Source organism: Neorhizobium galegae (assembly GCF_017877135.1).
Lineage (GTDB): Bacteria > Pseudomonadota > Alphaproteobacteria > Rhizobiales > Rhizobiaceae > Neorhizobium > Neorhizobium galegae_A.
Window position 1 is genome coordinate 1,218,301 of the sequence record NZ_JAGIPH010000001.1, and the last position, 11,140, is coordinate 1,229,440.

Here is an 11,140-nt window from a genome sequence, read left to right on the forward strand (position 1 = left end):
CCGCCGGCTGGCCTCCCCGAAATTGATGGCGCCTTCCGGCCAGAAGCCGGTTTTCCGATGCGCGATGTTGGAGTATTGGCTTTTCCAGAGGAGGAACCCATGACCATCACCACACTCATTGCCTATGCTGCTGCCCTCTTCATTGCCGCCGCCATTCCCGGGCCCGGCATGACGGCGATCGTCGCGCGGGCATTGGGATCCGGCTTTCGCCCGACCTTCTTCATGGGACTCGGCCTCATTCTCGGCGATCTCGTCTATCTCACCGCTGTCGTTCTGGGTCTTGCCATCGTCGCGCAGAATTTCACGACGCCCTTCCTCATCATCAAATATGCAGGCGCCGCCTACCTCATCTACATTGCCTTCAAGCTCTGGACCGCCGGCCTCCTGCCGCAGGAGATCGAGGCAAGACGCGCCCCGAGCATCGGCCTTTCCTTCCTCTCCGGCCTGCTCGTGACACTCGGCAATCCGAAAACCATGCTGTTCTACGTGGCGCTGGTGCCGACGCTCATTCCGCTGCAGTCGATCGGCCCGAAAGATTATGCAGCGCTGGTCGGGCTGACCTTCGTCGTGCTGATGGCCGTGCTCATTCCCTATATCCTGCTTGCCTCCCGCGCCCGCCTCCTCCTCAAGAGACCGGCGGCGCTGACGGTTCTCAACCGGTCTGCCGCGAGCATCTTGGCAGGCACCGCCGCCTATATCGCTGCCCGCTGACGCCGCTCCGCCTCTGGCCGAGGCTTCCCGCCGGTTCCCATACGCCCGCGGCGGCCTCCTCCTTGCATGTCACACGAGCGCATCGGGCGCGATGAGAGCAGCCGCGCCGCCTACGCCGCAGCCGTCAGCCGCTCGCCGGCAATCCGGTAGGAAATCGCTTCGGCCAGATGAATGCGCCCCACCCGCTCATGCCCGTCGAGATCGGCCAGGGTTCGGGCAACCTTCAGCACCCGGTGATAGCCGCGCGCCGAAAATTTGAGCTTTTCCGCCGCATCGCGCAGAAGCTGCAGTCCCCCGGCATCCGGTTCGGCAAAGCCCTCGATCAGCGCTGTCGAGCAGCGGGCATTGGTGCCGATGGCTGGAAAGCCGGCCTTTGCAAAACGCTCGCGCTGGCGGTCTCTTGCTGCAGCAACCCTTGCCGCAACCGTTGCGCTGCTTTCCGCCGGGCGCGGCCGGATGAGGTCGGTGGCCGAAACCGAAGGCACATCGATGCGGATATCGATGCGATCCATCAGCGGCCCGGAAATCCGGCTCTGGTAATCGCTGACGCAGCGCGGGCCGCGCGCGCAAGCATGCCCCGGTTCTCCCGCCATGCCACAGCGGCACGGGTTCATCGCCGCCACCAGTTGGATGGCGGCGGGATAGGTGATGCGGTGATTGGCGCGAGCAATGACGCATTCGGCCGTTTCCAGCGGTTGGCGAAGCGCATCGAGCACCTGCGGCGAAAATTCGGGAAATTCGTCGAGAAACAGCACGCCATGATGGGCAAGCGAGGCCTCACCGGGCTTTGCCCTGAGGCCACCACCGACAAGCGCTGCCATGGTGGCGGAGTGATGCGGCGTGCGAAACGGCCGCCGGTCCGAAAGCTTGCCGCCCGACAGCTGGCCGGCAATCGAATGGATCATCGAAACCTCCAGCAGTTCCGCCGCCGAAAGCGGCGGGAGGATGGAGGGAAGCCGCGCCGCCAGCATGGATTTACCCGAGCCGGGAGGCCCCACCATCAGGAGATTGTGGCCACCGGCCGCGGCCACTTCCAGCGCCCGCTTGGCGCTTTCCTGCCCCTTGATGTCGGCGAGATCCGGCAGGTTGGCGGGCGCTGCCCGCACCGCCGGCTGTGGCCGCGACAGAACCTGCGTGCCGCGAAAATGGTTGGCCAGCGCAATCAGGCTGCGCGGCGCCAGGATGTCGATGGCGCTGCCGGCCCAGGCGGCTTCCGCGCCGCTGTCGAAGGGGCAGATCAGGCCCTTATCCTGCGCATTGGCGCCGATGGCGGCCGGCAGCGCGCCGGCAACGGCCGCAAGCGTGCCATCCAGATTAAGCTCGCCCAGCACCACATAGCCGCCGAGCGCATCGGCCGGGATGGCGCCGAGAACCGCCATCAGGCCGAGCGCGATCGGCAGGTCGAAATGCGAACCTTCCTTCGGCAGGTCGGCCGGGGCAAGATTGATGGTGATCTTCTTCGGCGGCAGCGCAAGGCCGGACGCATGAAGCGCTGCCTGCACCCGCTCCCGGCTTTCGGCCACGGCCTTGTCCGGCAGGCCGACGATATGCATTCCCAGCTTGCCGGGGCCGACCATGACCTGCACATCCACAGGCACGCCCTCTATGCCCTGGAACGCCACCGTGCTGACGCGCGCCACCATGCCCCTGCCCCTTTTTGCGCCCGCGTTCCACTCACTGAAGTTGTTGTGGCGCCTAAATACAATCAAACACAATCACGGGACTAAAACAAGAACATTCGCGGAACAATTTTATCCAGTTACTGTATTAGATTTTTCTGTATTTCCATAAACGGAACAAAGGAGAACAGGGGTGACGAGCACACGGGCGCGACGCAGCATCAGCCCCGCTTTTCTTCGATAGCGTCCCACAACAGAGCTGCAACATCGGCACCGCCGAACTTCTTGACCTCGCGAATGCCGGTGGGCGAAGTAACGTTGATCTCCGTCATGAAGTCGCCGATCACGTCGATGCCGACGAAGAGAAAACCGCGTTCGCGAAGGGCAGGCCCGATGCGGGCGCAGATCTCTTCTTCGCGCGCCGTCAATTCAGTCGCCTCGGCGCGCCCGCCCACATGCATGTTCGAGCGCGCGTCGTGCTCGGCCGGCACCCGGTTGATGGCGCCAACGGGCTTGCCGTCGACCAGCAGAATGCGCTTGTCGCCCTTGCGCACCGCCGGCAGATAACCTTGCGCAATAAAGGGTTCGCCGCGATACATCTGGGAAAACATTTCGAGCAGCGAGGTGAAATTGCGGTCGTCGCGGGTGGAGTGAAACACGCCGGCGCCACCATTGCCATAAAGCGGCTTCAGGATGATATCGCCGATCTCGTCGCGGAAGCGTGTGATTTCGCCGACATCGCGCGAGATCAGCGTCGGCGGCATGAGGTCGGCAAATTCGGTGACAAAGATCTTTTCCGGCGAATTGCGCACCCAGGCCGGATCGTTCACCACCAGCGTCTTCGGATGCAGCCGCTCCAGCAGATGGGTCGAGGTGATATAGCCCATGTCGAAGGGCGGATCCTGGCGCAGATGAATGACATCCATCGTCGACAGATCGACGCGTTCGCGTTCGCCCAGCGTGAAATGATTGCCCTTTTCGTCGCGCAGCGCCATCGGTTCGATGGCGGCGAAGATGCGGCCGTCGCGCATGGTCAGCCGGTCGGGCGTGTAGTGGAAAAGCTCATAGCCGCGCGCCTGCGCCTCGAGAGCGATGGCGAAGGTGGAATCACCCGCGATGTTGATGCTGGACACATGGTCCATCTGGAACGCGACTTTGCGGATCTTGGCCATACCCTGCCCCTTGTCAAATTGCCCGCCAGATGTAGGACGGCGGCTCCTGGATGGCAACGGGCTTGGCCTTGTCAAAACGCATCCGGGAAATGGCGCGGCAACCGCCACGGCCTGATGGCAATGATATCATAGCGTTGCGACAGGCGGGCCGCATCGCTACGGCGCGAAAGCCAAAGGTCGCTGGCCGCCCTGATGCGCTGTTGCGACAGCGAACCGACGGCATCCACGGCCGCCGTCTCCAGCCGCCTCGCCTTCACCTCGACGAACGCCACAAGGTCACCCTTGCGCGCCACGATGTCGATTTCGCCCAAGGGCGTGCGCACCCGAAGGGCAAGGATGCGGTATCCCTTGGCCACCAGGAACAGGGCGGCGAGATATTCCGAAAAGCGGCCGCGGCGCTCGGCTTTTCGGCGCCTCCCCTGCGTGCCGCTCTTAGCCGCCATCTGCACCCTTCAGCTCGATCAGGCGCTGGTAGAGATCCTTGCGCGACAGGCCGGTGAGGCGCGCTGCTTCCGCAGCGGCCTTTGTGGCGGGCATGGAGAGCGCCAGTTCCTTCAGCATCACGTCGACATCGACGGCGGCTGGAATATCGTCATAGGCCGGCGGGCCGATGACGAGCACGATCTCGCCCTTTACCGTGCGCTCTTCGTCGTAATAGGCCGAGAGTTCGCCAAGCGTGCCGCGACGAAACTCTTCAAATGTCTTGGTGAGTTCCCGGCACACGCAGGCCGCTCGCGTCGGCCCCAGCACGTCGGCGGCAATCGCCAGCGTATCGCCGATCCGGTGCGGCGATTCAAAGAAGATCAGCGTGGATGGAATTTTCGACAGTTCCGCCAGCCGGTCGCGCCGCCCCTTGTCCTTCACCGGCAAAAACCCCGCAAACAGGAAGGCATCGGACGGCAGGCCGGAACCGACAAGGGCTGCGAGCGGGGCCGAAGGTCCGGGGATCGGCACCACGCGGTAGCCCGCCTCAATCGCCATCTGCCCAAGCCGGTAGCCGGGATCGGAGACGAGTGGCGTGCCGGCATCCGAGACCAGCGCCACGGATTTGCCCGCCTCCAGCGCCGCGAGAAGCCGCGGTCCCGCCTCATTGGCATTGTGCTCGTGATAGGCATACGGGCGGTTGACGATGCCGAAGCGGTCGAGCAGCACGCGGGTGACGCGCGTATCCTCGCAGGCCAGCACATCGGCCCCGGCCAGCGTCTCCAGCGCCCGAAGCGTGATGTCGCCGAGATTGCCGATGGGGGTCGCCACCAGATAGAGCGCCGGCTCCAGCGGCCGTGCCGGTACTGCCACATTGGCCACCCGATAGGTGCGCCCCGAGGTATTTTCGTCTTCCGTCACGGTCTCATCAGGCCTTTCATTTTCAGGATGCCTTTATGCGGGACGCGCCTTCATTCAGCAAGCGCGCGCCGCATCCTGCGGAAAGCTGTGAGCCGATGAGCCCGTGGCAGGAAATAAACCCCGCCGGACCCGGCCACCTCTTGCCTTTTCGTTAAAAACTCTGCCATTTTGCCCGTCCACATCGTCCGACCAGACTGCGGACAGAAATAACATGCCGGCTCCCCTTACGAACCGGCACGGTCGAAAGCGGTAGCGTCCATGCGTATAACTCTTGAGCGGTCCAACCTCCTGAAGTCGCTGAACCATGTCCACCGGGTGGTGGAGCGGCGCAACACGATCCCGATCCTGTCAAACGTGCTGCTGAAGGCTTCCGGCAATGATCTGGCCCTGAAGGCGACCGACCTTGATCTGGAGATCACCGAGGAAGTGCCGGCCATGGTCGAACAGGCAGGCGCCACCACGGTGCCGGCGCATCTTCTCTATGAAATCGTGCGCAAGCTGCCGGATGGCGCCGAAGTCCGGCTTGCCACCAATCCGGATGGCGCCAGCATGACTGTGCAGTCCGGCCGCTCAAAATTTTCGCTGCAATGCCTGCCGGAATCGGATTTTCCGGATCTGACGGCCGGCACATTCAGCCACGGCTTCAAGATCAAGGCGACCGATCTGAAGATGCTGATCGACCGCACGCAGTTTGCCATCTCGACCGAAGAGACGCGCTATTACCTCAACGGCATCTTCTTCCACACGATCGAGGCCGGCGGCGAACTGAAGCTGCGGGCTGTCGCCACCGACGGCCATCGCCTCGCCCGCGCCGATATCATCGCGCCCTCGGGCTCGGAAGGCATGCCGGGCATCATCATTCCGCGCAAGACCGTCGGCGAGCTGCAGAAGCTCGTGGACAACCCCGAGACAATCGTCACCGTCGAAGTGTCGGACGCAAAAATCCGCCTCACCATCGGCCAGGTGGTGATGACCTCAAAGCTGATCGACGGCACCTTCCCCGATTACCAGCGCGTCATCCCGACCGGCAACGACAAGGAAATGCGCGTCGATTGCCAGAGCTTTACCCGCGCCGTAGACCGCGTCTCGACGATTTCCTCCGAGCGCGGCCGCGCCGTGAAACTGGCGCTCAGCGAAGGCCAGCTGCTGCTCACCGTCAACAATCCGGATTCGGGCAGTGCGACGGAAGAAGTCGCCGTCGGCTATGACAACGACGCGATGGAGATCGGCTTCAACGCCAAGTATCTTCTTGATATTACTGCACAGCTTTCCGGCGAGGATGCCATCTTCATGCTGGCCGACGCCGGCTCGCCGACGCTGGTGCGCGACACCGCAGGCGACGATGCGCTCTATGTTCTGATGCCCATGCGGGTATGATTTTGAAAGGGACCGGTTCGCCGGTCCCTTTTTTTGCCGCATTTTGGATGCGACATTTTTTCATGAATTTGCGTCATCACGACGCGATCACGTGAGGCTTTGATGGCCGGGAGATCATGCATGGAGTTGCGCCTGAAAGAGCGGCTTGGCCGCAAATTCGATGAGGAAATTCGCTTCTTCAAGGGCTGGATGGACGGGCCGAAAAGCGTCGGCGCGATCCTTCCGACTTCCGGCGTCACGGCGCGGCGCATGGCAAGCGTCATTAACCCGCAATCGGGCCTTCCCGTGCTGGAGCTTGGACCCGGCACCGGCATCATCACCAAGGCCATCCTGCAAAAGGGCATTGCGCCGGAAAATCTCGTTTCGATCGAATTCTCGACGGATTTCTACCAGCACCTCACCCGGACGTTCCCGCGCGTCAACTTCATCAATGGCGATGCCTTCGATCTGGACAGAACGCTGGGGGATTTCCGCAACCGCCAGTTCGACGCTGTGATTTCCGCCATTCCGATGCTGAGCTTTCCGATGGAGCGGCGCATTGCGCTTCTGGAAGATCTGCTTGACCGCATGCCCCGCGGCCGCCCGGTGATCCAGATCACCTATGGTCCGGTCTCGCCCATCGTCGCCCGGCCTGACCGCTACCAGATCAAGCACTACGATTTCGTCGTGCGTAACATTCCCCCGGCGCAGCTGTGGACCTATACAAGGCCCTGACGGTTTCAACGGGGACGCGCCTTCGATGTTTGCCCTTTACATCACCCATCCGCAGGTGAAGATTTCGGCCGACGTGCCGGTGCCGCAATGGGGCCTGTCCGAGATCGGGATCGAGCGCACGCGCAAGGCCGCGGCCTTGCCCTGGGTGAAGCGCCTGTCGCGCATCGTCTCAAGCGGCGAGACGAAGGCCATCGAGACGGCGGCGATCCTTGCCGAGGCGGCCTCGGTGATACCCGAGATCGATGAGGCCATGCACGAAAACGACCGTTCGGCGACCGGCTTCCTGCCGCCGCCGGCCTTCGAGGCGGCCGCCGACTGGTTCTTTGCCCACCCGCAGGAGAGTTTCAAGGGCTGGGAGCGGGCGGTGGATGCGCAGGCGCGGATCGTTTCTGCCGTCGCCCGCGTGCTTGCCGATCACGATCCGGCGCGGCCCATCGCCTTTGTCGGCCATGGCGGCGTCGGCACCCTGCTCAAATGCCATCTCGCCAGCAAGGCGATTGCGCGGGACGGCGACCAGCCGGGCGGCGGCGGCAATCTTTTTGCCTTCACGGCCGCCCGCTCCCTTGTCGATTGCCGCCTCACATGCGACTGGACGCCGATGGAATTCTGGCAAGGAGACAGAGGATGACCCCACGCGACCGCCTGATCGTCGGGCTCGACGTTCCAACCGTTGCAGAGGCGGAAAGCCTTGTCACAACGCTCGGTTCGGACGTCTCCTTCTACAAGATCGGCTATCAGCTGGTCTTTGCCGGCGGTCTGGAGCTGGCGCGTGATCTGGTGGCCGATGGCAAACAGGTGTTTCTCGACATGAAGCTGCTCGACATCGACAATACGGTGGCCAAGGGCGTCGAAAACATCGTCAAGATGGGCGTGACCATGCTGACGCTGCACGCCTATCCGAAAGCCATGCGCGCGGCCGTGGACGCCGCAAAGGGTTCGAACCTCTGCCTGCTTGGCGTTACCGTTCTCACCTCCATGGACGATGCCGATCTGCGCGAGGCCGGCTATGAATACGACCCGCACACGCTGGTGCTGACACGCGCCGAGCAGGCACGCGCAGCCGGTATGGGCGGCATCGTCTGCTCGGCGGAAGAATCGGCCGCCGTGCGAAAGATCATCGGTCCTGACATGGCGCTCGTCACTCCCGGCATCCGACCGACAGGGGCTGACGCCGGCGACCAGAAGCGCGTCGTCACTCCCTACGACGCCCTGAAGGCCGGCTCCAGCCATCTCGTCGTCGGCCGCCCGATCGTCAAGGCTGCGGATCCGCAGGCAGCGGCCCGTGCCATCCTTGCCGAGATGGCGACGGCGCTTTAAGCCTTCGGTTCTGGAAAAATCATGCACAAGGAGAGGCAAGACATGGCCAAGGGATACTGGATCGCCCGCATCGATATCAAGGAGCCGGAGCGCTACAAGGATTATGTCGCGGCCGCCAAGCCGGCGTTTGAAAAATACGGCGCGGTGTTTCTGGCCCGCGGCGGCGAGGCCGTGGCGCTGGAGGGCACCGGCCGGGCCCGCAATGTCGTCATCGAATTTCCCTCCGCACAGGCCGCCATCGACTGCTTCCATTCGCCCGAATACCAGATCGCCGCAAAGATCCGCCAGGAAGTGGCAGACGGCGAACTTCTGGTCGTCGAAGGCGTCTGATCCTGCCGAAGGCCGGCCATGCGGCCGGCATTCAAACCGGCCTGCGGTTTTTGGCCGCCTGCACGCGCCTGGACCTTGAAGGACACTTCACCTTGCCGGGCGGATCGGCTAGAGACAGAGGAAGATAGATCTCTCCCAAGGCTTCCGGAGCACTGCCATGACCATGTCCAATCTTCCGCCGCTCGTCACCGTGTTCGGAGGCTCTGGCTTTGTCGGCCGGCATGTGGTGCGCGCGCTCGCCAAGCGTGGCTATCGCATCCGGGTTGCGGTGCGCCGTCCCGATCTGGCGGGCTTCCTGCGTCCGGCCGGCTATGCGGGCCAGATCCAGCTGGTGCAGGCGAACCTGCGCTACCGCGCCTCGATCGATCAGGCCGTTGCCGGTTCGAGCCATGTGGTCAACTGCGTCGGCATCCTGTTTGAAAGCGGCAAGAACTCGTTCGATGCCGTGCAGGAATTCGGCGCCAAGGCCGTGGCTGAGGCTGCCCGCGCCGCCGGCGCCGGCCTGACGCATGTCTCGGCCATCGGTGCCGACGCCAAGTCGGCCTCCTCCTATGCCCGCTCCAAGGGCCGCGCCGAAGAGGCGATCCGCTCGATCCTGCCGGGTGCGGTGATCCTGCGCCCCTCGATCGTGTTCGGTCAGGAGGACAATTTCTTCAACAAGTTCGCCGACATGGCCCGCACCATGCCCTTCCTGCCACTGATCGGCGGCGGCAAGACGAAGTTCCAGCCGGTCTTCGTGGAAGATCTGGCTGAAGCCGTGGCGCTCTCGGTGGACGGCAAGGCCGTGCCCGGCGCCACCTACGAACTTGGCGGCCCGGAAGTGCTGAGCTTCAGGCAGTGTCTCGAGGAAGTGCTGCGCGTCACCTATCGCAAGCGCAGCTTCGTCGGCCTGCCGTTTGGCGTCGCCAGCTTCATCGGCAACATCGCCTCCAAGATCCCGCTCATCACGCCGCCGCTCACCGGCGACCAGGTGACGCTGCTGAAGACGGACAATGTGGTCTCGAGCGCCGCCGAAAAGGAAGGGCGCACGCTGAAAGGCCTCGGCATTGCCCCGACGCTTCTGGCGAGCGTCCTGCCGAGCTATCTCGTGCAGTATCGCATCCACGGCCAGTTTACCGGCACCGGCAAGGCCGCCTGAGGCGCTTGCCTGTTAATTGATCCAGGATGCAACACAAACAGGCAAGCCGAGCGTCTGCCTGTTTTCGTATTTCCTGATGTGACACAAAAGTCGCAAGGCTTCACCGCATGCCGTTAACCGCTGGTTCATCAACATGGCCTATTGAAGTCTTGAGGCTCGGCCCGTAAACCGCAGCCTCTCTCAATGACGACTCGTATGGCCGTGACACAGATTCCATCCTCCGAAAGGCACTTCTCCATGGGCAAGTCCATCGCACTGTTTTTTGCGTGTGCGGCACTGGTCATTCTTGCCGGCTCCTTCCTGGCGCCGGGCACGGTTGCGGCCAACAAGGGCGCCTGCGCCCCGGCCTATGGCGTCGATCCGTGCAGCACCACAAGCTCGATCCGTCGCTGATCACGTAAGCGCCTGCCCGCCCCGCTCCCAAGGGGTCTGAGGCACCGATCGCGAACCGAACCGATCCCATCAAAAAAGCCGGGCCGCTTCTGCGACCCGGCTTTGTTTTTGGTCCCGGCAACGGTGAATCAGGCGATCATGCCGAAGGAGGCAAAGCCGAGGAGCAGGACGCCGAGGATGATGCGATAAACGGCAAACACGGTGAAACGGTTGGTCTGGATATAGGAGAGCAGCCATTTGACCGCGATGAAGGCAACCACCGTCGAGGTGACGAAGGCGATGCCGAGCGATGTCCAGTCTTCACCGGCCACACCCTGGTCTTTCAGCGTCTTCAAAAGCTGATAGGCGCTCGCCGCATACATGGTCGGAATGCCGACGAGAAAGGCAAATTCCGTGGCAGCGGCGCGGTTGCCCGTGCCGGCCAGCATGGCGACGAAGATCGTGGCGCCCGAGCGCGACGTGCCCGGAAACACCCCGGCCACCACCTGCGCAATACCGACCAGAATGGCGGCAAGCCAGGTGATGCGCGTGCTCTGCGGCCGTTTGGCAGCCGCCCATTCGGCAAAGATCATCCAGAACCCGCCGATGATCAGCGCCCAGGCAATCGGGCTTGCATCTTCCGGCAGTTCAAAGCCCAGCTTCTTGACGAGGAGGCCGAGCACGGCGGTGATCAGGAAGGCCACGATGAGCTTCAGCGCATAATCGCGGTTTTCCGGTTCGCGCCAGCCGAGAACGAGGTTCAGAAGCCGGCGCCAGTAGATGATGGTGACGGCGATGATCGCGCCGGCCTGGATCACGATGTTGAACGTGTCGGACCGGCTGCCCAGCCACTGCTCGGCAATGATGAGATGGCCGGTGCTGGAAATGGGCAAAAATTCGGTGATCCCCTCGACCACCCCAAGAATGAACGCGCTAAGTATGCTCTGGTCCGCCATTCTTAATCCTTTATTGAGTAGATGACGACAGTTTGAAGGAGTTGGGTCGGCATTGCTTGTGCTGGGCTTACCAAACCCATATAGCTGCAT

The 11,140-nt window shown here is 63.0% G+C and carries 13 protein-coding genes; 8 read left to right on the forward strand and 5 right to left on the reverse strand.

The annotated features are described in order from the left end of the window. Positions 1-99 precede the first annotated feature (99 nt). On the forward strand, positions 100-711 hold the full coding sequence (locus J2858_RS05975; RefSeq protein WP_210103783.1) for a LysE family translocator: 612 nt from the start codon (positions 100-102) through the stop codon (positions 709-711). A 110-nt stretch (positions 712-821) separates the two neighbouring features. Here J2858_RS05975 and J2858_RS05980 read toward each other — a convergent pair whose 3' ends face one another. From J2858_RS05980 to rsmI, 4 genes are all read right to left on the reverse strand, one after another. After that, positions 822-2,354, reverse strand: coding sequence for a YifB family Mg chelatase-like AAA ATPase (locus tag J2858_RS05980; RefSeq protein ID WP_210103784.1), 1,533 nt, complete (start codon positions 2,352-2,354; stop codon positions 822-824). A 197-nt stretch (positions 2,355-2,551) separates the two neighbouring features. Further along, positions 2,552-3,502 (reverse strand): glutathione synthase, encoded by a 951-nt coding sequence (gene gshB / locus J2858_RS05985; protein ID WP_210103785.1) that lies wholly within the window; start codon positions 3,500-3,502, stop codon positions 2,552-2,554. Between the two features lie 71 nt (positions 3,503-3,573). Continuing rightward, the gene (locus J2858_RS05990) at positions 3,574-3,945 is read right to left on the reverse strand and encodes a YraN family protein (protein ID WP_210103786.1); all 372 of its coding nucleotides are present in this window, start codon (positions 3,943-3,945) and stop codon (positions 3,574-3,576) included. Next, positions 3,935-4,846: a 16S rRNA (cytidine(1402)-2'-O)-methyltransferase gene (gene rsmI, locus J2858_RS05995; RefSeq protein WP_210103787.1), complete on the reverse strand. Its 912-nt coding sequence runs from the start codon at positions 4,844-4,846 to the stop codon at positions 3,935-3,937. Before rsmI ends, J2858_RS05990 begins: the two co-directional genes overlap by 11 nt. Before the next feature lie 258 nt (positions 4,847-5,104). Here rsmI and dnaN point away from each other — a divergent pair, with 258 nt between their 5' ends. From dnaN to J2858_RS06030, 7 genes are all read left to right on the forward strand, one after another. Then, on the forward strand, positions 5,105-6,223 hold the full coding sequence (gene dnaN / locus J2858_RS06000) for a DNA polymerase III subunit beta (protein ID WP_210103788.1): 1,119 nt from the start codon (positions 5,105-5,107) through the stop codon (positions 6,221-6,223). 120 nt (positions 6,224-6,343) lie between these two features. Continuing rightward, positions 6,344-6,937 carry a phospholipid N-methyltransferase PmtA gene (gene pmtA / locus J2858_RS06005; RefSeq protein WP_210103789.1) on the forward strand — a complete coding sequence of 198 codons (594 nt, stop codon included), beginning with the start codon at positions 6,344-6,346 and terminating at the stop codon, positions 6,935-6,937. A gap of 25 nt (positions 6,938-6,962) precedes the next feature. Continuing rightward, positions 6,963-7,565 carry a histidine phosphatase family protein gene (locus J2858_RS06010; protein ID WP_210103790.1) on the forward strand — a complete coding sequence of 201 codons (603 nt, stop codon included), beginning with the start codon at positions 6,963-6,965 and terminating at the stop codon, positions 7,563-7,565. Beyond that, positions 7,562-8,254: an orotidine-5'-phosphate decarboxylase gene (gene pyrF, locus J2858_RS06015; RefSeq protein WP_210103791.1), complete on the forward strand. Its 693-nt coding sequence runs from the start codon at positions 7,562-7,564 to the stop codon at positions 8,252-8,254. The genes J2858_RS06010 and pyrF overlap by 4 nt, the downstream gene beginning before the upstream one ends. Before the next feature lie 42 nt (positions 8,255-8,296). After that, positions 8,297-8,584, forward strand: coding sequence for a DUF1330 domain-containing protein (locus tag J2858_RS06020; protein ID WP_210103792.1), 288 nt, complete (start codon positions 8,297-8,299; stop codon positions 8,582-8,584). Positions 8,585-8,741: 157 nt separating this feature from the next. Continuing rightward, on the forward strand, positions 8,742-9,722 hold the full coding sequence (locus J2858_RS06025; RefSeq protein ID WP_210103793.1) for a complex I NDUFA9 subunit family protein: 981 nt from the start codon (positions 8,742-8,744) through the stop codon (positions 9,720-9,722). Between the two features lie 237 nt (positions 9,723-9,959). After that, positions 9,960-10,115, forward strand: coding sequence for a hypothetical protein (locus J2858_RS06030; protein ID WP_210103794.1), 156 nt, complete (start codon positions 9,960-9,962; stop codon positions 10,113-10,115). 128 nt (positions 10,116-10,243) lie between these two features. Here J2858_RS06030 and J2858_RS06035 read toward each other — a convergent pair whose 3' ends face one another. Continuing rightward, positions 10,244-11,050, reverse strand: coding sequence for an undecaprenyl-diphosphate phosphatase (locus J2858_RS06035; RefSeq protein ID WP_210103795.1), 807 nt, complete (start codon positions 11,048-11,050; stop codon positions 10,244-10,246). Between the last annotated feature and the right edge of the window lie 90 nt (positions 11,051-11,140).

Coding starts and splice junctions, on each gene's coding strand:
- J2858_RS06035 (WP_210103795.1), bottom strand. CDS start 11,050: ATGGCGGACCAGAGCATACTTAGCGCGTTCATTCTTGGGGTGGTCGAG.
- gshB (WP_210103785.1), bottom strand. CDS start 3,502: ATGGCCAAGATCCGCAAAGTCGCGTTCCAGATGGACCATGTGTCCAGC.
- J2858_RS05975 (WP_210103783.1), top strand. CDS start 100: ATGACCATCACCACACTCATTGCCTATGCTGCTGCCCTCTTCATTGCC.
- J2858_RS06020 (WP_210103792.1), top strand. CDS start 8,297: ATGGCCAAGGGATACTGGATCGCCCGCATCGATATCAAGGAGCCGGAG.
- J2858_RS05980 (WP_210103784.1), bottom strand. CDS start 2,354: ATGGTGGCGCGCGTCAGCACGGTGGCGTTCCAGGGCATAGAGGGCGTG.
- dnaN (WP_210103788.1), top strand. CDS start 5,105: ATGCGTATAACTCTTGAGCGGTCCAACCTCCTGAAGTCGCTGAACCAT.
- J2858_RS06030 (WP_210103794.1), top strand. CDS start 9,960: ATGGGCAAGTCCATCGCACTGTTTTTTGCGTGTGCGGCACTGGTCATT.
- pyrF (WP_210103791.1), top strand. CDS start 7,562: ATGACCCCACGCGACCGCCTGATCGTCGGGCTCGACGTTCCAACCGTT.
- J2858_RS06025 (WP_210103793.1), top strand. CDS start 8,742: ATGACCATGTCCAATCTTCCGCCGCTCGTCACCGTGTTCGGAGGCTCT.
- J2858_RS05990 (WP_210103786.1), bottom strand. CDS start 3,945: ATGGCGGCTAAGAGCGGCACGCAGGGGAGGCGCCGAAAAGCCGAGCGC.
- J2858_RS06010 (WP_210103790.1), top strand. CDS start 6,963: ATGTTTGCCCTTTACATCACCCATCCGCAGGTGAAGATTTCGGCCGAC.
- pmtA (WP_210103789.1), top strand. CDS start 6,344: ATGGAGTTGCGCCTGAAAGAGCGGCTTGGCCGCAAATTCGATGAGGAA.